The sequence below is a fragment of the Bdellovibrio bacteriovorus genome (genome assembly GCF_041888015.1).
Taxonomy (GTDB): Bacteria; Bdellovibrionota; Bdellovibrionia; order Bdellovibrionales; family Bdellovibrionaceae; genus Bdellovibrio.
Genome location: NZ_CP168968.1, coordinates 3,353,614 through 3,378,631 on the forward strand (window position 1 = coordinate 3,353,614; position 25,018 = coordinate 3,378,631).

23 protein-coding genes are annotated in these 25,018 nt (G+C 49.4%); 16 read left to right on the top strand and 7 right to left on the bottom strand.

All coding sequences use genetic code 11. The features are described from left to right. The first annotated feature begins 111 nt into the window (after positions 1 to 111). Entirely contained in the window at positions 112 to 1,233 is a 1,122-nt protein-coding gene (locus tag ACES2G_RS15940; protein WP_374000737.1) for a hypothetical protein, read from the top strand. Positions 1,234 to 1,356: 123 nt separating this feature from the next. Beyond that, positions 1,357 to 1,695: a hypothetical protein gene (locus tag ACES2G_RS15945; protein WP_347358283.1), complete on the top strand. Its 339-nt coding sequence runs from the start codon at positions 1,357 to 1,359 to the stop codon at positions 1,693 to 1,695. Positions 1,696 to 1,746: 51 nt separating this feature from the next. On the opposite strand, the gene hemB is transcribed toward ACES2G_RS15945, so the two are convergent. Beyond that, complete coding sequence (gene hemB / locus ACES2G_RS15950; protein ID WP_347358284.1) at positions 1,747 to 2,733, bottom strand: porphobilinogen synthase; 987 nt, start codon at positions 2,731 to 2,733, stop codon at positions 1,747 to 1,749. A gap of 122 nt (positions 2,734 to 2,855) precedes the next feature. Here hemB and ACES2G_RS15955 point away from each other — a divergent pair, with 122 nt between their 5' ends. Genes ACES2G_RS15955 through hemH form a run of 9 tightly spaced genes read left to right on the top strand, consistent with a single transcriptional unit; the run spans position 2,856 to position 12,673 of the window. Further along, a complete protein-coding gene (locus ACES2G_RS15955; RefSeq protein WP_347358285.1) occupies positions 2,856 to 3,767 on the top strand; it encodes a hypothetical protein in 912 nt (303 codons plus the stop codon). Then, entirely contained in the window at positions 3,758 to 5,266 is a 1,509-nt protein-coding gene (hemC, locus tag ACES2G_RS15960; protein ID WP_374000740.1) for a hydroxymethylbilane synthase, read from the top strand. The genes ACES2G_RS15955 and hemC overlap by 10 nt, the downstream gene beginning before the upstream one ends. Then, the gene (locus ACES2G_RS15965) at positions 5,254 to 6,534 is read left to right on the top strand and encodes a glutamate-1-semialdehyde 2,1-aminomutase (RefSeq protein WP_374000741.1); all 1,281 of its coding nucleotides are present in this window, start codon (positions 5,254 to 5,256) and stop codon (positions 6,532 to 6,534) included. The genes hemC and ACES2G_RS15965 overlap by 13 nt, the downstream gene beginning before the upstream one ends. 1 nt (position 6,535) lies before the next feature. Next, positions 6,536 to 7,411 (top strand): HAMP domain-containing sensor histidine kinase, encoded by an 876-nt coding sequence (locus ACES2G_RS15970; RefSeq protein ID WP_347358288.1) that lies wholly within the window; start codon positions 6,536 to 6,538, stop codon positions 7,409 to 7,411. After that, a complete protein-coding gene (locus tag ACES2G_RS15975; RefSeq protein ID WP_347358289.1) occupies positions 7,408 to 8,082 on the top strand; it encodes a response regulator transcription factor in 675 nt (224 codons plus the stop codon). The genes ACES2G_RS15970 and ACES2G_RS15975 overlap by 4 nt, the downstream gene beginning before the upstream one ends. Beyond that, positions 8,079 to 9,098 (top strand): uroporphyrinogen decarboxylase family protein, encoded by a 1,020-nt coding sequence (locus tag ACES2G_RS15980; RefSeq protein ID WP_347358290.1) that lies wholly within the window; start codon positions 8,079 to 8,081, stop codon positions 9,096 to 9,098. Before ACES2G_RS15975 ends, ACES2G_RS15980 begins: the two co-directional genes overlap by 4 nt. Next, entirely contained in the window at positions 9,095 to 10,444 is a 1,350-nt protein-coding gene (hemN, locus tag ACES2G_RS15985; protein WP_347358291.1) for an oxygen-independent coproporphyrinogen III oxidase, read from the top strand. Before ACES2G_RS15980 ends, hemN begins: the two co-directional genes overlap by 4 nt. Beyond that, a complete protein-coding gene (locus ACES2G_RS15990; protein WP_347358292.1) occupies positions 10,441 to 11,658 on the top strand; it encodes an FAD-dependent oxidoreductase in 1,218 nt (405 codons plus the stop codon). Before hemN ends, ACES2G_RS15990 begins: the two co-directional genes overlap by 4 nt. Then, entirely contained in the window at positions 11,651 to 12,673 is a 1,023-nt protein-coding gene (hemH, locus tag ACES2G_RS15995) for a ferrochelatase (protein WP_374000742.1), read from the top strand. The genes ACES2G_RS15990 and hemH overlap by 8 nt, the downstream gene beginning before the upstream one ends. Here the strand turns inward: hemH and ACES2G_RS16000 are convergent. Then, positions 12,670 to 13,350: an LrgB family protein gene (locus ACES2G_RS16000; RefSeq protein WP_374000743.1), complete on the bottom strand. Its 681-nt coding sequence runs from the start codon at positions 13,348 to 13,350 to the stop codon at positions 12,670 to 12,672. The genes hemH and ACES2G_RS16000 overlap by 4 nt on opposite strands. Further along, positions 13,347 to 13,703, bottom strand: a complete 357-nt coding sequence (locus tag ACES2G_RS16005) for a CidA/LrgA family protein (protein ID WP_347358295.1) — start codon at positions 13,701 to 13,703, stop codon at positions 13,347 to 13,349. The genes ACES2G_RS16000 and ACES2G_RS16005 overlap by 4 nt, the downstream gene beginning before the upstream one ends. Before the next feature lie 105 nt (positions 13,704 to 13,808). Between ACES2G_RS16005 and ACES2G_RS16010 the strand changes: the two genes are divergently transcribed. From ACES2G_RS16010 to ACES2G_RS16020, 3 genes are all read left to right on the top strand, one after another. After that, positions 13,809 to 14,723, top strand: coding sequence for a hypothetical protein (locus ACES2G_RS16010; RefSeq protein ID WP_374000744.1), 915 nt, complete (start codon positions 13,809 to 13,811; stop codon positions 14,721 to 14,723). A 141-nt stretch (positions 14,724 to 14,864) separates the two neighbouring features. Next, positions 14,865 to 16,172 carry a D-alanyl-D-alanine carboxypeptidase gene (locus tag ACES2G_RS16015; protein ID WP_347358218.1) on the top strand — a complete coding sequence of 436 codons (1,308 nt, stop codon included), beginning with the start codon at positions 14,865 to 14,867 and terminating at the stop codon, positions 16,170 to 16,172. 13 nt (positions 16,173 to 16,185) lie between these two features. Beyond that, positions 16,186 to 16,857 carry an ankyrin repeat domain-containing protein gene (locus ACES2G_RS16020; protein WP_347358219.1) on the top strand — a complete coding sequence of 224 codons (672 nt, stop codon included), beginning with the start codon at positions 16,186 to 16,188 and terminating at the stop codon, positions 16,855 to 16,857. Between the two features lie 77 nt (positions 16,858 to 16,934). Here the strand turns inward: ACES2G_RS16020 and ACES2G_RS16025 are convergent, their stop codons facing one another. Both ACES2G_RS16025 and ACES2G_RS16030 read right to left on the bottom strand, forming a co-directional pair. Further along, positions 16,935 to 18,566 (bottom strand): DEAD/DEAH box helicase, encoded by a 1,632-nt coding sequence (locus ACES2G_RS16025; protein WP_347358220.1) that lies wholly within the window; start codon positions 18,564 to 18,566, stop codon positions 16,935 to 16,937. A gap of 65 nt (positions 18,567 to 18,631) precedes the next feature. Further along, on the bottom strand, positions 18,632 to 19,447 hold the full coding sequence (locus tag ACES2G_RS16030; RefSeq protein WP_374000745.1) for an alpha/beta fold hydrolase: 816 nt from the start codon (positions 19,445 to 19,447) through the stop codon (positions 18,632 to 18,634). Positions 19,448 to 19,599: 152 nt separating this feature from the next. Between ACES2G_RS16030 and ACES2G_RS16035 the strand changes: the two genes are divergently transcribed. Both ACES2G_RS16035 and ACES2G_RS16040 read left to right on the top strand, forming a co-directional pair. After that, complete coding sequence (locus tag ACES2G_RS16035) at positions 19,600 to 20,805, top strand: poly(A) polymerase (RefSeq protein WP_347358222.1); 1,206 nt, start codon at positions 19,600 to 19,602, stop codon at positions 20,803 to 20,805. 145 nt (positions 20,806 to 20,950) lie between these two features. Then, positions 20,951 to 21,712, top strand: coding sequence for a cyclic nucleotide-binding domain-containing protein (locus ACES2G_RS16040; protein WP_374000746.1), 762 nt, complete (start codon positions 20,951 to 20,953; stop codon positions 21,710 to 21,712). A gap of 16 nt (positions 21,713 to 21,728) precedes the next feature. Here the strand turns inward: ACES2G_RS16040 and ACES2G_RS16045 are convergent, their stop codons facing one another. Continuing rightward, positions 21,729 to 23,756, bottom strand: a complete 2,028-nt coding sequence (locus ACES2G_RS16045) for a prolyl oligopeptidase family protein (RefSeq protein WP_374000747.1) — start codon at positions 23,754 to 23,756, stop codon at positions 21,729 to 21,731. Positions 23,757 to 23,949: 193 nt separating this feature from the next. Beyond that, positions 23,950 to 25,011 carry a chemotaxis response regulator protein-glutamate methylesterase gene (locus ACES2G_RS16050; RefSeq protein ID WP_347358225.1) on the bottom strand — a complete coding sequence of 354 codons (1,062 nt, stop codon included), beginning with the start codon at positions 25,009 to 25,011 and terminating at the stop codon, positions 23,950 to 23,952. Positions 25,012 to 25,018 lie beyond the last annotated feature (7 nt).

The window sequence follows — 25,018 nt, forward strand, 5'->3', positions numbered from 1 at the left end:
TCCGCAATGTTCCGCGAGTTTTATCGTGGAAAAAAGTGAATCTATCAGAGTCCGTCTTGTGAAAACGCGAGTTGCGCTTTAACTCTAGCGCATCAAACACAAGGTGGTCTTATGAAGCTCTGGAGTTCTTTGGTCCTTGCGACGACTCTGACCCTTTCCTCTCTGGCTCAGGCCGAGGATTTCTGGGTCTATCAAAACTTCTATGCAGAAGAGGCACCGGATATGTTCAGCGTATCGGCTCGCTACGCCCATGTGCTTGCCAAGCCTGACCAACTGGGAGGAGTGATCCGCATCCAATTCGAGGATGGCCGTGACGTTCCCCACATGTTCAGACAATTCCTTCCCGGAGAAAACTTTGATCGCCCCCGTGGCATCAGTGTTTATCTTGCTGTGACGAATGACTACAATGTTTTGAATCCTATCGCCGTCGGCGCGGACACCGACGACCACGGCTATACTCATGGAGCTAAAATCGCTATCGGTGGCTTTCTGCCAAGTGGGCACTATCTGACCTTCGACTACAGCACAGATCTTTTCACAAAACCTGTGGACGGCACCACGAGACAGCTCGAGGATGGCGGACGTCACATGGATCAGTACTTCACCAATGAAACCGTCCTGAAGTTCGTTTTGGACAATATCGATAACGCCCGCTCTAAAACTTTCTACTGGAAAGCCGAAACAGGATGGCAGCAGTTAAAATCTGACTCCCGCGGGGGCTTCTTCCACGGGGCGACTCATCAGGAAAAATTCCATGAGCTGGTGAACAGCATGAAGCCCGGCCAGACAAAAACACCTCACAATATCAGTGACGGCGAGAAGACCCGCAATGGCGTCATTCTGGGATTGTATGTCGGTATTGCCAAAGAATATATCAACGCTCGCAACACCTGCCGAGCCCGTGCGTTTTCTGAACTGGGGTCTCGTGGCAGCACGATTGACGGAGCCAGCTTCGTGGCCGCCAATGTCGGTGGAGTTCTTTGGTGTCAAAAAGGTCCACGCACGCTGACTTATCGGGCGGAAGTCGGCCATGAATCCAAAGGTCATCAGAAGGGCTATCAAGGCACTGGCTATGCAGATTTCTCGACGGGAAAAGGCAACTGGCGCATTGGTTTCCGCATCGAACAAAGCCACGGAAATCTGATCAACTATGTGAACTATAACAACAAAAACTACGATAACGGCAAGATCGACACCATTTTCATGATCTATTACCGCCACTTCTTCCGCTAGAACAGAAGACGTCACCCTGCCTGTGGCCTAAACAGGCGCCACGCCATAAGATCAAACCTATTCGAATTCACATCTGGCACAATCTGAGCACTCCAAAGTTTTCGTAAAACAAAGGAGTCCCCTATGAAAAAGCTACTTTTCCTGACCGCTTTGCCCTTTATGTTCGCCACTGCCGCACAGGCTAAGCAACGTCCTGCTATTATCGTCAGCGCCTACAACGAAATTATGATTATCGACCAAGCGACAAAAATCCCCGCCAATGTTCTTATCACGGACAAAATCTGTTACATAGGGACCCTGGAAGAGATTGAACAGATCGTTCAAAAGACCATTAAAAATAGAGGCGATTTTGTACTGACCGGCATCAAGACCCTGGAACTTGCCACCAAGACCCTCATCATTGCTCAGATCGACACGGGCATACGGGTTTACGACATTCAAATGGCTCCTTGCAGCCGATAAAAGCGGGAGAACCAAAAAAGAAAGGGAGTCATTCCGACTCCCTTTCTTTTTCTAATTCTGATTCTTTCGAAGCCATTCCGCCATCGGCAGAGCAAAGTACGTGAAGATCACATCCGCCCCCGCACGACGAATGGAGTAAAGTGTTTCCACCATCCCACGAGTTTCATCCATGATCCCGGCTTTGTGACCGGCCTTGATCAAACTGTATTCACCACTGACATTGTAAGCGGCCACCGGCAAATGCGTGTGGGCTTTGACTTTGGCAATCACATCCAGATAACTCAAAGCAGGCTTCACCATCACCATGTCTGCACCTTCAGCAACATCCAGGTCAATCTCGCGAAGCGCTTCGCGGGTGTTACGATAATCCATTTGATACGTTTTCTTATCACCAAACTTCGGCGCGGAATCCAAAGCATCACGGAACGGACCATAGAAGCACGAGGCATATTTCACAGAGTAAGAAAGAATGCCCGTGTTGATGAAGCCCTCGTTATCCAAGGCTTCACGCATCGCCCCCACACGGCCGTCCATCATGTCGGACGGAGAAACAATGTCTGCCCCCGCGCGCGCGTGAACCACCGCCATTTTCGCCAGAAGCTCCACCGTTTCGTCATTTAGAATTTTGCCATTTTCCACAACGCCATCGTGACCGTCAGACGAATACGGGTCCAAAGCCACGTCAGTGATCAAAGTCACATCCGGGAATTTGTCGCGAATCATTTTGAGAGTCGTAGGCACCAAGCCGTTCGGATTCAAAGATTCTGTTCCGTATTTGTCCTTCTGTGTTTCAGGCAACGCCGGGAACAGATCGAAAGTCTTAACTCCCAAATCCACCGCTTTGGACACTTCTTTCAAGATCATGTCAGGGCTCAGGCGGAAAATGCCTGGCATTGTCTTAATCTCTTGCTGTTCACCCTTTCCATCGACTAGAAAGAGCGGCAAAACAAGCTGGGAAACCCTTAATTCGGTCTCCGCCACCATTTGGCGCAAGGCTTCAGTATTACGATTTCGTCTCGGTCTTTGAGTGAGCTTCATATATGGCCTCCACCCTGGGGTCTTATTTTGGATCATTGCCTATTTTTTAGGCTCCATTTACGCAGGGTCTATGACATTTCGATGACACTTTAATGAAAGGTTAGTGATAAACCTATCGTCACATGGAAGATATACTTCTCGTTCACAGAAAATCCAATAGAAACTTCGCAGAAGGTTTTTCGGCTTCACTTCAAGACGCCGCGATCTTTAAAACCTGCCTCCGTAAGATTTTGTTCTGCACCGAAATGGAGCTGAACAACTATGCGGATATTATTGAACCGCAAGATACTATTCTTCGTGGCGAAAATGCTTTGAGCCTTTTGCTTGAGATTCTCTGCGGACTGCATTCTCCAATCATCGGTGAAACGGAAGTCTTTGGCCAATTCAAACTCTTTATTGAGTCTCGCAAACAAGCTCAAGACCCTCTCTTCGGTGACCACCAAAAGTGGCTGAACTTTGTCATGGCCGAAGTGAAGAAGACCCGTTCCCAACATCTGGTGGGCCTGGGGTCGCAAAGCTATGGCAGTCTTTTGCGTCGCTACACCAAAGACATGGACTCTGTGACCATCTGCGGTTCCGGCCATCTGGCTCAGGAAATCCTGCCGTGGTTGGCGCTGAAAAAGTCCAATCAGGTGATCTGCCGTGATCCTGCAAAAATGCAGGTCTTTGCCGATAAGTACGACAACCTGGCTGTTTCCACTTACAATGACACTTATATTCACGGCGAAGCTTTGGTAATTGCTGCACCTCTTACTGATGAGCGCATTGTGGAGCTGATGAACAGACAAGACACTCGCCCGACAGCGGTCTATGACCTGCGCGGTGAAGACAACCGTCTTGCTGAAATCGTGGCAACACAATTCCCTCATGTGGCTTTCATGGGTCTTCACAAGTTCTTTGCGGAGATCGAGGAAACCAAGAAAGATACAACAACAAAACTGGAGGCCCTTAAAGCTGCTCTTCTTGAAAGAGCCTTGGCCTTCACACAAAGGACAGAGCTTCGCCCACTTGGTTGGGACGACATATGCGCTTAAGAATTTCCGCAAGGAAAAGTGATCTGGCCCGTCTTCAGGCCTACATGGTCGGAGATGCTCTAAAAGAAAAAAATCCAGAAGTAGAAATTGAATACCGCTTCCGTGAATCCCTGGGGGATAAAAACCTCACGGATCCTCTGTGGAAAATTCCTGAAAAAGGTGTCTTCACAGAAGACTTCTTCGGCGAACTTCTGCGCGGTGAAACCGATCTGGTGGTTCATTCGTGGAAAGACCTTCCGACCGAACACAAATCTGAAACGGTGATTGCCGCGACTTTGCCGCGCGCCGATCAGCGCGATCTGTTGCTGGTGAAAAAATCCCACTTCGACAAAATCAAAAGCAGCAAAACGTTGAACGTTTTCAGCTCCTCCCCACGCCGTGAATACAACCTGACAGGTTTCTTCAAGGAACACCTGCCGTTTGGTCTTGAGCACGTGAAGTTTGAAAGTGTGCGCGGAAACATGCTGACTCGCGTGCGCAAGTTGATTGAGTCACCGGAAACAGACGGCCTGATTGTCGCCAAAGCCGCTTTTGACCGTTTGTTCAGCGCCACGGAGCCTGAGTTCCTTGAAGGTCAGCAGCAGTTGCGCCAATACTTCCAGGAATTAAACTGGGTCGTGCTGCCTTTATCCATAAATCCGAATGCGGCTGCCCAGGGTGCCTTGGCGGTGGAAGTTTTAAAGACTCGCACAGATCTGTTGGATGTTCTAAAAACAATTCATGATCCCGAGACATTCCATTGCGCTCAAAAAGAACGTGATGTTCTTTCCAGCTTCGGTGGCGGTTGCCATCAAAAAATCGGTATCGCCGTGCTGTCCCGCCCTTATGGTCGTATCACGATCCTCAAAGGCCTGACCGATGGCGGCCAGGTTCTGGATAAAAGGGAGCTTGAACTGACCTCTGCGGCACCACGGTTTGCTGCGGACGAGCTATGGTCTGCTGACGTCACTGCCGAGCGCGAAGCGCTTAAAACCTATCAGATTCCAGCTGGCACCAAAGGGCTCTTTGTTGCTCGCAGCGAAGCTTGGCCCGCCGACCTGAAATGGTCGGATTTTGTATGGACCGCCGGTCTAAAAACATGGAAAAATCTCTCTCAAAAAGGTATATGGGTGCACGGATGTGCGGAAAGCCTTGGAGAGCAGGAAGCAGCCCGCCTGGATATTCTGGCCGGTGAAAAACTGACCTGGGCGAAGTTGAGCCACGAAGACGGTTATGACTCTGCTCAAGAGAACATGACCCTGGTTCCGACTTACACGCTGAAAGCGCAACAGGATAAGAGCTCTTTGCAAGGCAAGAAGTTCTTCTTCTGGAGCAGTGGCAGCCAGTTCCTGAAGGCAGCGGAAGAGAATCCTGAGATTCTGTCCCAGCATCACGCTTCAGGCCCGGGTAACAGCCATCAGGTAATCCGCGCTTACTTGGAAAATAAAAAATCATACGATCCAAAAAACTTACATGTGTTCTTGGATCAGGAAGACTGGAGAAAACAATGCACAAAGTAACCTCGGAAGAATTATTCCAACGCGCTCTGAAAGTCGCTCCTGGCGGTGTTCATTCTCCAGTTCGATCCTTCAAAGGTTTGGATCGGGCTCCGGTCTTCTTTAAGCAGGCTGAAGGCGCCTTCCTGACGTCTGTTGAAGATAAAAAGTATATCGACTTCTGCCAAAGCTTTGGCCCCTTGATTCTGGGTCACCTGGATCAAGAGGTGAAAGAAGAAGTTCACCGCATGGTGGACACGGCGTGGACCTTCGGGGCTGCCGAAGTTTATTCTTTGGAACTGGCTGAATGGATCACCAGCACTTTACCATTCATGGAAAAGCTGCGTTTTGTATCTTCCGGTACAGAAGCGGTGATGAGTGCCTTGCGTGTCGCACGTGCGGCTACGGGCCGTAATAAAATCTTGAAATTTGAAGGTTGCTACCACGGTCACGTGGACAATCTGTTAGTCAAAGCCGGTAGCGGTCTGGCAGGCACAGCCGCTTCTTCCAGCGCGGGGATTCCTGCGGAAGTGGCCGCGCAAACTGTTGTTGCCCCATTGAATGATGAAGCTAAGCTTGCTGAAGTCTTTGCCGCCCAAGGAAAAGACATCGCGGCTGTGATCATTGAGCCACTTCCTGCGAACTATGGACTGTTGGTTCAACGTCCTGAGTTCCTGCGTAAAGTCGCTGAATTGTGCGAAAAGAATGGCAGCTTGCTGATCTTTGACGAAGTGATTTCGGGCTTCCGTGTGGGCTTGGGTGGCATGGTTGAAAAGACCGGCATCCGTCCTGATCTTGTGACTTACGGTAAAATCATCGGCGGCGGCTTCCCTGTGGGTTGCTACGGCGGTAAAGCAGAACTGATGAACATGGTAGCCCCAAGTGGTGACGTTTATCAGGCGGGAACTTTAAGTGCGAACCCGATTGGTATGCGCGCGGGCCTGACCACGCTTAAGAAAATGCAACGTCTGGATGGCTGGAATGTTCTTGAGAAAAGAACTGAAAAGTTCGCACAAACACTGAAATCCGGCTTCGCGAAGAAAGGTCTGAATCTGGAAGTCAGCCAAGTGGCATCCCTGTTCTGGATTCACGGTCAAACTCCTGCTCCGATCCGTTCTATTGATCAGATCCCACAAAACCAAGGTGGCACCTTCAAGAACTTGTTCTTGAAGTCCCTGAACAACGGCGTGTACTTGGCACCAAACGCTTACGAAGTGGGCTTCGTATCCATGGCACATTCCGAAGAACTTCTGGATCAAGCAGCACAAATCATTATTGAGGCGGCGGAATAGCATGACCAAGTCCTTCATCAAACCTCATATCAAGACGGCATTGGCGATCATCTGGTTCGCCTTTACCTTCTCGCTGGTGGGTTGGTGGTGGATTTATTTTCTGGTCAAACTTACGCCCGAAAACGCCACCATGGATGAAATGAAATTCTCCCACCGCATGTTTGCGTGGGAGGGTTCTATTCTGCTGGCTGCAATCTTGTTTGGCGGCATCGCCCTGGTGATTTTCACTTATCGCGATCAAAAACGTCACCAGCGTCTGCGTTTCTTTTTCTCCACTTTCAGTCATGACATCAAAACCTCCATTGCACGTCTGCGTTTGCAGGCCGAGGTTCTGGAAGAAGATCTCAACACCAATTCCCATCCGGTGATGAAACGTCTGATCCAGGACATTCAGCGCCTGGATCTGCAGCTGGAAAATTCCTTGCTGCTGGCGAATCTGGAGGCCGGAACTCTTCTGAAAGAACAAGTGTCTTTAAGTGAACTTCTTTCCAGTCTGCGCAGTGAGTTTTCGGAACTTACTGTGGAGCTTGAACGTGAAGCCAAAATTCTTGGCGATCGTCGTGCGCTTCTGAGTGTTTTGCGCAATTTACTGCAAAACTCAGTTCTGCATGGAAAGGCCACCACTGTTAAAATCAAAGTCCGTCCTCACGCGGAAGGCCGTATCGAACTGACTTTGCAGGATAATGGCCTGGGCTTTAAGGGCATTTTGAAAAAACTGGGTTCTGAAATTCTGATGTCCCAGGATGTTCGCAGCAACGGCATCGGGTTGCTATTGACCAAACGTCTTTTGGAAAAGATGAAGGGCGACATCTGGTTTGAATCCAAAGAAAACGAAGGCTTCACTTCCCACATTGAACTGCAAGGAACTTTGCCATGAGAAAAATTCTTCTGGTTGAAGACGACATTTCCCTGGGTGAAACCCTGAATGAGCGCCTGAAGCGTGATTACGATGTCGCCTGGGCCAAAAATCTTTCCGAAGCATGGTCTTTTTTCACTAAAACCAAAGACTTTGACCTGGCCATTCTGGATGTGGGCCTGCCTGATGGCAGCGGTTTTGAACTGGCTGATAAAATCCGCCAAACCTCCCCGATTCTATTTCTATTTTTGACGGCTCAGGCGGATGCAGAATCCCGCCTGAAAGGCTTTGAGCTGGGAGCGGAAGAATACATTCCCAAGCCGTTCCACCTGAAAGAGCTTCTGATCCGCGTGAAACACGTTTTGGATGCCCATGCACCGACCCGTGAATTGCAGCTTGAAACCTGCACCGTGAACTTCACACAGATGTCCGTAACAAAAAAAACCGGACAGATCGAATATCCACCAGTCACGGATCTGAAAATTCTGCAGCTTTTGATTGACAAATCGCCCCGCGTTTTAAGCCGGGATGAAATTATGAATGAAATCTGGGGCGTTGATAAAAACCCCAGCCATAGAACTATCGACAACATTATTGTGCGCTTGCGCCAGCTCCTGGGCGATGACGGAGAAAAACACATCCGTTCCGTTCGCGGGGTCGGCTATCAGTGGTCTACAGAGGAGGCAACATGAATCCATTATTCCAAAACGCTCTTAAGAGGACTCCTCAGGCCGTGCCGCCTGTCTGGTTTATGCGTCAGGCAGGTCGTTACCACAAACACTATCAGGGCATGCGTGCTAATCATTCCTTCGATCAGCTTTGCAAAAGAGCCGACCTTGCCGCAGAGGTCGCTCGCGGTCCCGTGGCAGAATTTGACTTTGACGTCTCTATTTTGTTCAGCGACATCCTGTTCCCATTGGAGGCATTGGGTATGGGCCTTGAGTACACAGACCACGGCCCACAACTGGGCTTCAAACTGAATCCAGAAACTCTGGGTCAGTTGGGTGGCGTGGAAGAAGCAGTCAAGTTCATGCACTTCCAAAAGGAAGCCGTACAGGCGACCCGCGCAGTTCTGCCTTCCAATAAGAGCTTGATCGGCTTTGTCGGCGGCCCTTGGACACTGTTCGTTTACGCAGTGGAAGGTTCCCACGCGGGCTCTTTGATTCAGTCCAAAACACTGGCTCCGATGTTCCCGCAATTCCTGGAAAAAATGTATCCGTTGCTAAAAGAAAACATCCGCCTGCAACTGGAAGGTGGCGTGGAAATCGTGATGATCTTTGACACCGCTGCGGGCGAAGTGTCTCCGCTGTTCTTCAAAGAATGGATTCAGCCGGTTCTGACTCGTTTGTCTCAAGACTATCCGGGCAAGATTGGTTATTACTCCAAAGGTACGCAGGCTGTATTCTTTGATGAGGCCTTCCGTGCTTTGCCATGGGCCGGTCAGGGTTTTGATCACCGCTGCTACATCCCTGAATGCTTCAACATCCAGAACAAAGGCTTTGTTCAAGGAAACTTTGACCAAAGTTTGTTGTTCATGGACGAAGGCAATTTCAAAAAAGCCGTTCAGACCTTCTTGAAACCAATGAAAGACATGAGCATTGAACAACGTGCGGGCTGGGTTTGCGGACTGGGCCACGGGGTTCTGCCGAAAACTCCTGAAAAACATGTGAAAATGTTCGTGGATACTGTTCGTGAGGTGTTGTCATGATAAAAGATCTTTTGGCCAAGTACGACGTCCCTGCTCCTCGCTATACGTCCTACCCAACTGTTCCTTACTGGGAGACCAACCCGACGACAGATCAATGGGTGCAGCACTTGCGCGCAACCTTGAAAGAAGGCACTGGTGGATGGTCTTTGTATCTGCATATTCCCTTCTGCGAAAGCCTTTGTACTTTCTGTGGCTGCAACAACATCATCACTAAGGATCACAAACGTGAAACTCCTTACGTGGATATGGTGCTGAAAGAATGGCAATTGTACCTGGATCAGGTGCCAGAACTTCTGGAAAAACCCCTGAAACACATCCACTTGGGCGGCGGAACTCCGACCTTCCTTTCTGCGGATGCTTTGACTCAACTATTGAAACCTATTTTGTCTCGCGTGAAAATCGACACTCATGATTTTGAAGGCTCTATCGAAGTGGACCCTCGCCGCACGAACGCAGAACAGTTAAAAGCTTTGCGTGAGCTGGGCTTTAACCGTGTGAGCATGGGCGTACAAGACTTCAACCCGGAAGTTCAGCGCCTGGTGAACCGTATTCAGCCTTTGGAAATCACCAAAAATCTGACCGATGAAGCCCGCGCGATGGGTTACACTTCCGTGAACTTCGATTTGATCTATGGCCTGGCGAAACAAACTCCGGAATCCATCACAGAAACAGCCAAGGCCACAGTGGCCCTGCGCCCGGATCGTATTGCTTTGTACAGCTTTGCCCTGGTTCCTTGGATCAAACCCGCTCAGCGTTTATTCAAGGATGAAGACCTTCCAAAATCTGCAGAAAAGCGTGAGCTTTACGAAATCGCACGTGGCATTCTGCTGGACGGCGGTTACGTCGAAGTGGGCATGGACCATTTCGCACTTTCTACAGACAATCTGTGCATTGCCATGAACGAAAAACGTTTGCACCGTAACTTTATGGGTTATACGGATCAACGCACCGATGTTCTTTTGGGCATGGGGGTTTCCTCCATTTCTGAAACTCCGTACAGCTTCCATCAGAACGAAAAAGTTTTGCCACTGTACGAAGCGGCCCTCAATGACGGCCGTTTGCCGACCTTGCGCGGTCACATCCTGACCGACGAAGACAAAGTTCGTCGCGATCAGATTCTGCAGCTTATGACAAACTTTGAAGTGCCATTCATCAATGACGATCAAGAAGCCAAGTCCAAAGAGTTCCTGGCTGAAATGATCAAGGATGCTTTGGTGGAAGTGAAAGACCACAAGCTGGTTGTCAAAGAAGAGGGTCGTCCCTTCCTGCGCAACGCGTGTGTCTTCTTCGATGAACGCTTGAAAAACAAACAACCTCAGACAAAGATCTTCTCTCAATCCATATGAGAACAGTGCATGTTATCGGCGCGGGCTTTGCGGGACTGACAGTTTCGCTAAGGCTCGCCCAAAAAGGCTTTCAAGTAGAACTCTATGAATCCTCGTCCAGGGTTGGTGGACTGCTGGGTACGGACCAGACAGAATACGGCATCGCCGAGCGTGCCGCCAATGCCCTGATCCGCACCGAGAAAGCCGAGCACCTGTTTCAAGAGTTGGGACTCACCGCCAGCCTGCCGTTGGAGTCCTCAAAGAAAAGATTTCTTTTCCGTGGTTCCCCGACATCCTGGCCTTTGAGTTTCCTTGAAACTGTTCTGACCATTGCCAAAGTTCTGCCTCAGGTTCTGCTTCACGGAAAAAAAGGATTCAAACCCCAAGCGGGAGAAACTCTGCAAATGTGGGGTGAGCGTCATTTGGGCAAAGCCCCGACAAGGTATATTGTCGGTCCGGCGATGCAGGGAATCTATGGCAATGAAATCACTGATCTCAGTGCCAGCCTGATCCTGGGCCCCCTCTTTTCCCAAACAAAAAAAGGGAAATACAAAGGCCTGCTGACAGGTCCCGGTGGAATGCAGGACCTGGTAGATCATCTTGAGCAGCGTCTTCGGGATTTGAAAGTGAACATTCACCTGAACACCCCAGTTTCAGTCGAAAGCTTGCAAGGACCCGTGGTTATCGCGACCTCTGCCAAAGCCGCCTCTGAACTGACGAAGGTTCGTTATCCCAGCATCGCCCAAGTTCTTTCGCGCATTCAAATGTCATCCTTAATGAGTGTGACCCTGTTCTTTGCCAAAGCTCAGGACAAGTTCAAAGGCTTCGGCTGTCTGATCCCACGCGGTTTCGAATTGAAGGCCTTGGGGGTTCTGATGAACTCTTATATCTTCAAAGACCGTGACAAGACTTACAATGAAACCTGGATTCTGGGCGGCGCCAAAGAAGAACAGCTTCTGGACCTGAGTGATGCGGATCTCTTAAAGCTGATCGCGGAAGAACGCTTCCGTATTCTGGGCCAGAAGGACACGCTACTGGATTATCGAATCAACCGCTGGAAGAAGGCCCTGCCTTATTATAATCTGCAATTGGAAGAATCTCTGGCCGATCTTCAGGAAGTTGAACTTCCGAAAGAGCTGCATCTGCATGGCAATTACCTTAGCGGTATTGGCTTAAGCAAAATCCTGGAACGCAGTGACCTGATTGCCGAAAAGATCGCGAGTCAATATGAGTAAAAAAGGCCTTTTGCTGATAAATATTGGAAGTCCTCGTTCCTATGAAGTGGCTGACGTAAAAAAATATCTCACGGCGTTTCTGATGGATAAGGAAGTGATCAATCTTCCGTTCCTGCTGCGCTGGCCGCTGGTGAATCTCTTGATCGTGCCTCGTCGCGCGCCCTTTTCTGCCGAGAACTACAAAAAAGTCTGGATGGATGAGGGCTCCCCCATTGCGGTTTACACCCGTCGTTTCGCTGGTGAACTAAAAAAACATTTGGGGAACGACTACGTTATTAAAATCGGTCTGCGCTACAGCGAGCCTTCCGTGGAAACGGCCCTGCAAGAACTGGTGGACGAAAAGGTGGACGAGATTATCGTTGCTCCGATGTTCCCCCAGTATGCGGAAGCCACCAACGGCAGCTCTTTCAATCTGGTGGATGAACTGGTGAAGGATCGTAATATCCAGATCCCTTTGCGCCGCGTGCCTGCCTTCTTTGATCATCCAGCCTTTATCAATCCTTCCATCGAAATCACCCGTGATTCTTTGCAGGATAAAAAGGTGGATCACTATCTGTTTTCTTTCCATGGTTTGCCGGAAAGTCATATTCGCAAGAATCAAGGCTGCCTGGTTACTGAAGACTGCTGCTTTGAGAAAAATGCCTGTGCCAAGAACTGCTACCGGGCCCAGTGTTTTGCCACAGCAACCAAAATTGCCGAATCTCTGGATTTATTGCCAAGTCACTGGAGTGTATCTTTCCAATCACGTTTGGGACGTGCGGAGTGGTTGAAGCCAGCCACAGATCATAGCCTGGAAGTGCTGGCTCAAACCGGGAAAAAGAACATTGCGGTGATCTGTCCTTCCTTTGTCGCTGACTGCATTGAAACCTTGGAAGAAATCGGCATTGGTGGTCAGGAGACCTTCCATGAATTTGGTGGCGAAAACTATTATCTGGTCCCTTGTGTGAATGAAAATCCACAATGGGTTCAAGGCTTCGCTCAACTGGTTCAGAACCTGCCGAATCAACGACCTTAGGGAATAAAAGATAAAAGTAATGGCACCAGAATGGCCGTCATCAGGCCATTCAACGCCATGGCAAGTCCGGCAAAAGCCCCGGCCATTTCACTAATCTGAAAAGCTCGCACAGTCCCCAACCCATGAGCTGCCAAACCCATAGCAAAGCCTTTGACCACAGGGTCCTGCACACGCACCAACTTCATCACCGTCGTGGCAACAATGGCTCCGGCAATCCCGGTGATCATCACAAACACCGTCGCCAACGAAGGAGCGCCTCCAATTTTTTCGGCAATACCCATGGCGATGGGGGTCGTCACCGACTTGGGAGTCAACGCCAACAGAACATCATGTGGAAGACCGAACAGAGCACCGAAAAAGACTGCGCTTAAAATTCCCACGGTCGAGCCAATCACCAAGGCCACCATCAAGGGAGCAAGAACCTTCTTTAATTTTTCCAGCTGATTGTACAAAGGCAGAGCTAACGCCACAGTCGCCGGTCCCAGCATAAAGTGAATCGGACGCGCGGATTGAAAGTATTCTTTGTAAGGAATCTTAAAGACCAGCAACATGATTATCACGGCCAGAATCGTCAGTACCGGCGGGCTCAGCAAAGGATGATCCTTGCCCCAACTGCTGATCCGACGAGCCGCCAGATAAAAACCCAGGGTCATGATCAACGCCAAAAGCTCCATCATGCCGGACCTCCTTTAGATCCCACTTTCATCAGTTGATGAAAGATCAAAGCGGTCACCCCCAGCGTGATTACCGTGCTGATCAAAATAGTCACCACCATACCCACACCATAGCGACCAAAGAGATCAAAGTACTCAATCACACCAACTCCGGCAGGCACAAAGAACAACGCCAAGTGAGCCGTGATAGAGCGACTTAAAACTTCCACTTTTTCTTTCAAAGCTGGCTTCACAAGCAAGGCGACAAAGAACAACACCATGCCCAAGACGGGTCCGGGAATAAACAGGTTCAGGGAATGCACGACGGCTTCCCCTAAAAGTTGAAAAGACAGCAGGATCAAAAAAGCTAAAATCATGATCTTGGCAATATACCACTATCTCATTATGAGACAACTCCCCAGCCTTGCTCACGGTCTGTGATTTGCAATACTTGGAACAGCTATAAGAGAGTGAGTAGAACTATGATTAAGATTGGAAGATTCTTAGCATTCACCGCAATAAGCCTGACCTTTGCTGCGAGTGCCCTAGCGGCCTCTGCGGAAGCCCTGCTTGCCCGCGATCTTGGTGCTGCCAAGATCCAATTTGGCCAGGAACAACGCCTTTATCACTATTTTGATATTTACCGCGAAGACGAGAACTCCACCCAAGCCCTGCTCAACTCCCCCACGGGCCGACATCAACTTATTTGGGACCGCATCTCTTATGCGACCTCCAAATTCTGGGCCCCGGCCTCTGGCTCCAAGGGACTCTTTGCGGGCGAAGGGCTCTATCTGGCCATCGACCCCAGCATTTCAGAAAGCTATGGTAAAATGCTGATCGAATTCAAAGTGAAACCCTCCACCTTCTATATCAATCTGGCGCGGGGAATTTACCTTCAGCCCGATACCATCAAAGCCATTTACGAGGAACACCATCTGACCGCAGATCCCGACTATGGCATCCCCGAATCCATGCGCATCTCCGAGATGACTCTTAATATGATTCTTCAACCAGAGAACGCCCGTTTCCGCCTGCTTTTACAGAAGGCCTTGCAGGCAGAAAATATCATGATGGCAGAATACGTCTGGCGCTCAGACCTGGATGTCATCTGTGGAGAGAATTCCCTGCAAACAGCCTTTGTCTATATTGGGACCAATCCGCATCTTCCAGAATTCAGCTCTGTTGAGATGGCCGATGTTAAACAGGCTTATCCCGCCATCTCCCTGACCGCCCCGGAAAAAATCGCGTCTGTCGAGGCCCAAAAACTGATTTCCCTGATCCGGGTGAACCAGAATGCCAGCTCCCACCCTGAAAAGATGCAGAACGCCCTGACTATATATAAGTCCGAGCAAAGTCTGCAGCGAGCCCTGGGAACGCTCCACGGGTGCTCCCAATAAGCACCCCTCCCCAAGTGCCGACAAATTGGGGCACCTCCGTCAACGGAATGAACAATCCACTTGATTCTGAGGTAACTGAGGAAGGTCTCATGTTGGTACAGATTGTGAAAGAAAGGCAATGTCTCAAAGGAGAGGTCGTTGATGATTACAGCTCTAACCAAAAAAATACTGCACGTATCTGTTGGTACACTCCTTATTAGTTCCGCGGCATCTGCCAAGGTCTATTTGAATTCCATGTGCCACATGGCTGCGAATTCAACTCAGGGTGTGGTTCAAGGTGACAAAACTAAAGATGACAAGTTCCCACTGGCATCGATTTCAAAAGTCGTGACCACTTTGTGGGCCATTGATCGTCTTGGACCTGACTATCGTTACGCAACGAAACTCCATATCACACCAACCGCAAATGGCGCCGTGGATATCCACATAGAAGGCAGCCGCGACCCGATGTTCGGCCGCAATCTGGGCTACTTCCTTATGTCAGAACTCAATCGTATGAAAATCAAGAAGATTGAGAAAATGACCTTCGACGAAAACTTCCTTCTTACCTGGAGAGCAGAGGAAAAACCTCTGATCGCCGGGACGACTCCAAAATATGAAACCATCGAAGAGCAGGCTGCCGTGGTTCGCAGCACTCTGATCAACGCCTTTGGAACCGGGGTCAATTCACTGTTGTATAAAAATCTTCGTGCGAAGGCTGCGAAGAACGGCGTGCAAATGGTTGAAAGCCCAAGCGTCTCTATTCGCAATGTGGCCTTCACTCCGAAAGCCAGCTTCCAAAAGGCCGCGAACACTCAGACTGCGATCTTAAGATCCGCTCCACTTCGTTCCATTCTGAAAAGAATGAACAATCAATCCAACAACTATATCGCCGACACCATGTTCTGGAATTTGGGTGGTACAGAGAAGTTTGAACAATATGTAAAAACAACTCTGGCAGCAAGTGACGAAGACATTGTCTTCCACAACGGTTCTGGTAACAACGAAGGTTCTGTAGCGAAGCCGATCTATAACGAAGCCACTTGTGAAATGATGGTCAAGATTCTGTACCGTCTGGATAAAAATCTGTCTGTAAAAGGCTATGACCTCAGTGACGTGATGGCTGTTGCGGGCAAAGACCGTGACTCTACCGTCAGAGGCTACGGTGGCAATATGGCAGGATCCACAATCGCAAAAACAGGAAGCGTGAACAAAGCCAAAACTTTGGCGGGCAGCATCTCCACCAAAAATGGCGAGATCTATTTCGCGGTTCTTATGCACACCGATCAGGATCAAAACCGTTCTGACTGGGGTGTGGCAAGTCAGCAGATCAAAACAAAAGTGGCTCAGTTGATCAGCACTAACGGTGGACCTAAGAAGGTCAACTACACGGAACAACTGCCTCTGCCATTCGATGCGAAGTCTTATCTGGTGTCTCCGACCGTACCTGCTGTGGTCGCAAAGAAATAGAGAAGGGTGACTTATGAGCAAGAAATCCTATGTCCTGGCCGCGCTGATCTTCTTCCTTGCCGGACTTCTTCACGGAACTGCCTTTGCCGGAACGGGCAAGGCTTCCGCAGCCCTGAACGAAGCTGCGGAGCAAGGCGATCTTGCCAAAGTGAAGTCCTTGCTGACTAAAAATAAGATCGACCTGAATGCTCAGGACAGTACAGGCATGACCCCGCTGATGATGGCCTCGATGGGTGGCAATCTGGATATCGTCAAATTCCTTCTTACAAAGAAGGCAAAGTTGGAACTGAAGAACAACGGCGGCGAGACAGCTTTGGCTTTCGCAGTCACCAATGACAACTTTGAAGTGGCTCAAGCTTTGATCAAGGCCGGAGCCAATGTGGATATTTCCGTCGCTGGTGATGAGCAAGACACCTTGTTCATGCGAGCTGCTGCCAATGACAAGAAAACGGCGGAAATTATTCTGGGTAAAAACAAAGCCCTGATCAACAAAACCAACAAACTGGGTGAGACCGCTTTGTTCTCTGTAGCTCGCTATGGCACTCCGGAAGACATTCAGTTCCTGATCAAGCATGGTGCAAATCTAAAACTGAAAAATTCCAAAGGCCAGACAGCTCTGGATGCGGCAAAAGAAGCCAGCAATGCAGACACGACGGCTCTTCTTGCGAAAAAAGTTAAAAAGTAATTTTGTCAGATCTCTAAAACAAAAAAGCCTGCTTCCAGAAGGAGCAGGCTTTTTCTTTTTTGAATCCTGATTCAGGATTAAGAGAACAGTCGTTTAATGAATCCAACCACCTTTTGGCCGACGGATTTCTGAGCTGCCACTGGAACTCTTTTCTTGGCAGAAGCTCCTTGGCGTTGTGGCTGCTGACCGTGCGGCTTACGAGCCTGTTGGTCATGTCTTGGTTTCTGATCGCCACGTTTATTGTCGTGAGGACGTTTCGGTCCGCCTTCATGCTGTCTTTTTGGACGGTTGTCCTGACGGCCCTGTGGACCTGGTCCCTGACCCGCCTGAGCTGTTTTCGGCTGACCCTCTGGACGAGGACCACGATCCGGACGAGGTCCGCGATCACCGCGTTCACGGCGAGGACCACGATCACCACGTTTATCACCGCCACGACCGCCTTCACGAGGCGCACGAGCGCGATCCAAAGATTTCGGATAGTGACCTTCGAAGTGAGAAGACATCGGTTTGAAGTCTTTCACCAACTGGTCGTTTTCCATATAGCCAACGTCAATTTTGTGTTTCAGATAGTCTTCGATACGAGCCAAAGATTCGATATCTTTATCGCCCACCAAAGAAAACGCCTGACCTGTTGTACCCGCACGGCCGGTACGACCGATACGGTGAACATAGGATTCAGAATCCATAGGAAGTTCGAAGTTCACAACCATGTCCACACCCTTGATATCCAGACCGCGAGCTGCAACGTCTGTGGCCACAAGAATGTTCATGTCGTTTTCAGCCTTGAACTGCTCAATCACGCGATTGCGTTGAGCCTGCGTCAAAAGACTGGAGATTGCCATCGCCGGAATACCATTTTCCGTCAGGAACTTGGCAATTCTTTCCACGCTCATTTTAAAGTTCGTGAAAATGATGGCTTGTTTCGGATTATGCACTTTCAACACCGACAAAAGGTGCTGAGGCTTTTCATCACTGCCCACGTGGAAAATCTGATCTTTCACGTTGTCAGCTTTGGCCTGGTCACGGCTGATGTTGATTTCCACCGGTTCAGAACCAAACTGATAGATGGTATTCAAAACATCAAAGTTCAAAGTCGCACTGAAGACCAGCAATTGGCGCTCACGAGGAACACGTTGCAGGATGTACTTCATATCGTCTTTGAAGCCCATATCAAACATGCGGTCCGCTTCATCGAAGACAATCGCACGAACTTGTTTCAGGTCAACAAGGTGTTCTTTGTACAGATCAATCAAACGGCCTGGAGTTGCGACGATAAACTCGACGCCATTTTTAAGCGCCTCTTTTTGTTTGTCGTAACCCGTTCCACCGTAAATCGCAAAACCACGAAGGCCGGATTCAGTGCTGAGCTTGTTGATGTTGTCCTGAACCTGTTCTGCCAATTCACGCGTTGGAACCAAAATCAGAATAAAATTCTGTGGTTTCCAGTCCGCGAAAGCGCGTTTTTCAATCACTGCTTTTTGCTCTTCAGAAACTTCACCCTGAGCCGGGCGAGCGCGCAAGATACGTTCCATCAGAGGAATCAGGAAGGCTGCTGTTTTACCAGTGCCGGTTTGTGCAAGACCTGCAACGTCTTTACCATCCAGAACAGGAGGCATTGCCTGTTCCTGGATCGGGGTGCAATCATCGTAGCCGATTTTCTGGATTGCAGATACTAATAGGGAATCTAAATTCAATTCTGAGAATTTCAACTTTCATTACTCCGGTCTGAAGCCTCCAAGCTACTTAGCAGGAGGCTAAAAGTCAAAGCAGGGGCTTAAAAGCCGCCCACAAACATTTTCAGCGCCTCTGTAAAGGCCTGAGGTTGATCTGAGTGGACCCAATGTCCAGCTCCGGGGATTACGACGCCCTTAATCATAGGGTTGCTAGCCAGCATCTTGTCGTAGTTTTCCTGCGATAGCTCCTTGGAGTTGGCTCCTCTCACCAGCAGGGTCGGCATTTTCAGGGACTTCACCTCGTCCCATCTCTCATCCGTTCTTCCCAAGAGAACAGAATCAATAATGCCTTTTTTAGAAAAGCGCCAATCGACAGTGCCATTTGGCTGCTCAGTCATATTCGAATAGAAATAGTTGGCCATCACCAGGATGTCCTCGCGGGTCTTTGCGGTTTTTACAAAGTCCTCAAAGAAATAGCGCTTGGCCTCGGCCCGGGTCGCAAACGGCGCCGGCACCAAATTCAATAAATATTCGTAATACTCGTGAGCCTGTGGGTTGGCTTCTGGTCCAATGTCCTCAATCACCAACTGGGACACACGCTCCGGGAACCGAGAGGCAAAGTTCATAACATTGCGTCCGCCCATGGAATGACCGACCAAAACGAACTGATCCCACCCCAACTCGTCCACAATCATTTTGAGGTCATCGGCGTAATCTTCAGGACCATAACCTTCAGCCGGTTGGAAAGACCGGCCATGGCCCCGTTGATCGAACGCCAGACAACGCTCGGTCGTCTCAAGTCCCTGAATGATCTTGCGCCAGTTTTGCCCATAGCCCATAAGACCGTGAACGAAAACCCATTTGCGCCCGTCTTCAGGGCCATAGAGATGATGGTAGAAATTATTGAGGTAAGACATAACTTTTTATACTCCTCCAAATCCACTCCGTCATGTTGATTTATTCAAAAGACCCTCAATTATTTCAAGGACTTAAGATCAAAGACTTGTCCTGCGGGTCTTTTATTATTCACGTTTGAATTTTGATGCGAAGGGATGTAGATTCAGCCTCAATGACTGCCCAACAAAAACCCCAGCTCCACGAGGACTGGATAGACTCCTACGCATTAAGAATTGTTCGGAACCTTCAAGACGCCGGTTTTGAGACCTACCTTGTCGGTGGTTGCGTTCGAGATTTGCTTGTAGGGATTCATCCTAAAGATTTTGATATCGCCACCAGTGCACATCCCAATCAAGTGCGCAAAAAAGTTCCCAATGCTTATGTCATTGGTCGCCGCTTCAAGCTGGTGCTTGTTAAGCGTGGTGATCAACAGTTCGAGGTTGCAACCTTCCGTCGCAACGTAACCCAGGAAGAACTCGCCGAGCAAGGTGATGACACTATTGAAGGTGACAACTACTTCGGAACTGTCGAGGAAGATGCGGTTCGCCGCGACTTTACCTGCAACGCTGTCTTCTATGATCCGGGCGCACAGAAGCTGATTGATTATTGTGGCGGTATTCAGGATATCGAAAACCGCGTTCTGCGCATGATCGGTGATCCGAAAGCACGCTTCATCGAAGATCCGATTCGTATTCTTCGCGCCATCCGTCTTTCTCACAAACTTCATTTCTCGATTGAGTCCGGCATGCGTGCCGCGATCGCGGATTGCAGTGGCGAACTGAAAAAGTCCGTTCTGCCTCGCCGTCGTGAAGAGTGGCTGAAGTTCATGCGCCTGAAAGAGCCACACCTGGCCTTCATGGAGCTGTTCGATCTGCATATTCTGGAACAAATCCTTCCGGGCCTGAACTCCGTTTTTGTGAATCCCGCAAAAATGGAAACCTTTGAATTGCATATGGCTCGCCTTAGTATCGCGGGCATCGACAAAAATGATCCCATGGAGTTGTTCTCTGCCTTCATGATGGGCTTTATGAAGGCTCAATACGGCGAAGACCCTTGGAATCATGACGAGCTTTCCAACGACTCGAAGCTGGCGTATTTCATGCGCGAAGAAATGGGCATCTTCAAACAAGAAGCGGCCATTTTCTTTAAAGCTCTTCATGTCATGCAGGGACTTCACCGTATCGAACAATACAGCCGTAAAGGCGAACGCCGTCAGGCGGCTTTTGTGATGAACGAAGCCTTCCCTCTGGCGATGAAACTGGCCATGATGGATTTCTCTTTGTCTCCGGCACAGATGTTGTTCTGGCATCAACAGTACGAGAAATTCACCCGCTCTGGCAGCTTTGCCCGTATCAAACACGAGGAAACCCACCACTAAATTCCCTCAGCGTCTCAATTCAAGCCATTTCAGTTTGAGTTGAGACCAAACATTGAAGCTCCCATTTGAAAAGCAGATAATAAAGGCAGTGTCACCCAGCGTGGTCTGCCTGAAAGATCCACGTAAAACGATGGAAGGTTTTGATATGGGACGGAACGACCAAAAGAAGAACACTTTCCTTATTATCAGCGGCGATAAAACCCGCATCCACAAATGCACCGAAGGCCTGCAGCGGAACTTTGAAAACTGCTCAGTCTTTCACGGGTCTGAATGGTTCGAAGCCAAATACAAACTCGACAACGTTCATCCCAAAGCGGTTCTGGTGGATGAGTACCTTCCCAAAGGATCGGGCTTCGATATCGTTTCGAAAATCCTAAAAGAAAAAAACAACGACGATATTGCCATCATCATCATGTCCTATGTCGCGGATCACGACATCTTCAAACATGAAGTGGCTTCTGGCCGGGTCCAATTCTTAACAGAACCGGATCGCGAAAAGGCCCTGGTGGATTGTGTTGCAAAAATCATTTCGCCGAAGGCCGACACCAATCAGCCGCAATATGAACTGAAACAACTGCAACCCGGGGATGTTCTGTTTAAAGAAGGCGACATCACAGAGGTGGCGTACATCGTAAAAAAAGGCAGTCTGCGCGCCTACTCCGAAGACAGTAACGGCGACAAAGTGATGCTGGGAGAAATCCTGCCCGGTGAATTTGTCGGGGAAATGGGACACTTTAATCACGAGCCCCGCTCCGCCACCGTGGAAGCGATCACCGAGGTAGAGCTGATTGCGATTCCCAATGGCTCCTTGGATAACGTGATCTTTGCCCGGCCATCCTGGGCCAAGGCTTTGGTAAAAACCCTGTCCCAGCGCCTGAAGAAAGCCAACAAAGCCCTCACTGGTTAGATAAGGGCTTTCAGATCTATTTCAGCTTTTCCCAGAGGTAGGTGTACTCCAGGGTATTCCACAGAATAGCTTGTTCGATGTTGGCGCTGCCCGCGTGGCCGCCTTCCATGTTTTCGTAATAGTAAACCGGATGCCCCAATTCTTTCATACGCGCCACCATCTTACGGGCATGGCCCGGGTGAACACGGTCATCTTTGGTGCTGGTCATGATTAACACTTCCGGATATTTCGCCTCTTTCTGCAAACGCTGATACGGTGAATACTTCAAGATTGCTTCGCGCATTTTAGGGTCTTCTGGATTGCCGTATTCATCCATCCAGCTCGCTCCGGCCAGAAGCTTGTGATAACGAAGCATATCCAGTAACGGCACCCCCACGATCACCGCATTGAACAGATCCGGACGGGTTGTGAATGTCGCTCCTGTCAAAAGCCCGCCATTGGAACGACCGGAAATACCCAAGTGCTGTGGTGAGGTAAAGCCACGACGGATCAGATCTTCGGCAATGGCAATATTGTCCTGATAAACCTTATAGCGATTCTCTTTCAGCACCGACTGATGCCAGGCCGGACCATACTCACCGCCACCTCGCAGATTGCTCAGCACATAGACGCCGCCTTTTTCAACCCACACCTTACCGATGTAATTCAAATAAGAAGGCTGCATCGGTGCCTGGAATCCACCATAGCCATAAAGAAGTGTCGGATTCTTTCCATCCATTTTCAGATCACTTTTGGAAACCACAAAGTACGGGATCTTTGTTCCGTCCTTGCTGACAGCTTCAAAGCGCTGGGTTTTCAATCCTTCGCTGTTAAAGCGCACTGGCGACTTCTTCAAAAGTTCCAGATGATTTTCCTTATCTGAAGCATTGCCAATATAGGTGGATGTCGGAGTCAGGAAGTCCACATACTGAGCCAGATAGGTGTCGCTTTCATCTTCCGTGGAGGTGACATAAGCCATGCCGTTATCCCCCAGCTTCACCGGCTCTGTCGTCCAGGAGTCTGCAGAGGTAAACGTCACTTTTTCAATGCGTGACAGAATGTCATCAGTCACATGCAGCAAGATATGATTCTTTGTGGGATTTAGGCCTTGAATGAATCTTTTTTCTGTCGGCACGAACAACGCACGCAAAGACTTCTGCGCAGCTTCCCCTTTGGAAATCTCACTCAATGGCATGAAGACAATACTGCCGCTTTTGAAGGAACCCAGGTCTGACTTCAACTCAAAGAACAGTTTGTCTGCGAAAACACCCCAGAACTCCGAATCCTCTGGCATCGGCAAACGGACTTTATGGCCGCTTTTATCCTCATACCAATTAGCGCTGCTATAGAATCCTTTGCGGATACTATGGAAGACATGGCGTTTGTCATTTTCATCCATGATGTAGCTATATGCAGACATGTCGGTGACAGATGCTTCCTGAACCGTTGTGGCTTCTGACAGCGGAGTTCCCCGCTTCCACATTTTCACAATGCGCGGATAGCCAGAATCCGTCAAAGACCCCGGGCCAAAATCAGTTCCGACAAAGACGGTGTTTTCATCCTTCCAGGACATATTGGTTTTTGCCTCTGGCAGACTGAAGCCACCTTTGACGAACTGGCGCGTGTTCATGTCGAACTCACGCACAACAGTGGCATCTTTTCCACCACGGGACAGATACACCAAGGCACGGTCGTGCTTGGGCCCCAAAGTGCTGGCCCCTTTCCACACCCAATTTTCATTTTCTTTTTTTGCCAGAACATCAATGTCCAGAATCACGTCCCACTTCGGCTCTGCTGTTTTATAGCTACTCAAAGAAGTTTTGCGCCACAGGCCGCGCACATGCTTGCCGTCCTGCCAGAAGTTGTAAAGCTCGCCTTTCTTCAGACTGACACCCGGAATGCGATCTTCAGCCAAAAGGATCTTACGAACACCCTGCTCCACTTCATGATAGGTTGCAGTGCCTTTAAAATGCTCCAGCGTGCGCTTATTTTCTGCTTTCGCAAATTCCAAAGCTTTGGGTCCTTCCACCTCTTCAAGCCACAGATACGGATCATTCAAATTCATAGCTTCAACCTCATTTCTTACCGGGGACGATTTGCAACCAATGAACAATATAGAAGACAAAAATAAAACCAACGACTTCGTAAGCACGAACCGCTCCTTGCAATCCAGACATTCTAGAAAGCAGGCACCCTGAAGCGCAATAAAAAACCCCCGCAAAAATGCAGGGGTCCTGATCTTATTTTGATAGTAAATTTTAGGCCGCGTTACGAGCCTGAAGATGATTCATCAGATCACCCGCGATACGATCCAATGGAAGAACTTTATCTGCGGCACCCAATGCCACGGCGGCGGCAGGCATTCCGTAAACCACGCAGGTTTCTTCGTTCTGCGCAACCGTGTAGGCCCCTGCATTTTTCATTTCCAAAAGGCCTTCGGCGCCATCCTTACCCATTCCAGTCAGAACAACACCCATCGCATTCTTACCGACATACTTTGCCACAGACTTCATCAGGTAATCCGCAGCCGGGCGAACACTGTGCAAAGCAGGCCCCTGATGCAGTTTTACGTAATAGAAGGCACCACTACGGGTGATTTCCATATGATAATTGCCTGGCGCAATCAAAACGCGTCCCGGAACCACCTGATCCCCTTCTTCGGCCTCTTTGACCTCGAACGGGAACATTTTGTTCAGATTCTCTGCAAAGGATTTCGTGAAACCCGGGGGCATGTGCTGCACCACCAAAGTTCCTGGGATATCCGCTGGCATTCCGCTTAAGAAAACTTTCAATGCCTCGGTCCCACCCGTCGAAGAAGCCACCGCCAACAACTGATGCGTGGTGCGCGCCAACGAAGTCGTTGTCTTTTTCACCGGAGCTGCCCCTGTCGGAACAGTCACTTTGACCGGATTGATACGAGCCTTGGAAACCGCTTTGACTTTTTCAATAATAGACTGGGAAAGCGTTTCCAGACTTTGACTGACGTCGATGGAAGGTTTTTCCATGATTTCAATCGCACCCGCCTCCAGAGCCCGCAGATAGGTCTCTGAACCTGTTTTTGCCAAGCTGGAAAAGATAATTGTTCTGGTTGGAAAATGCTGCATGACCTTTTCAAGGAAACTGATGCCATCCATACGCGGCATCTCCACATCCAAAGTCATCACATCCGGCTTCAACGCCACCAATTTATCGCGTGCAATATACGGATCTGAAGCCGTTCCCACCACTTCGATATCCGGGCAGGTAGAAAAAATCTTCTCCAGCAACTTACGAATCACCGCCGAATCATCTACAATCAGAACACGAATTTTTTGAGCCATAAGGGCC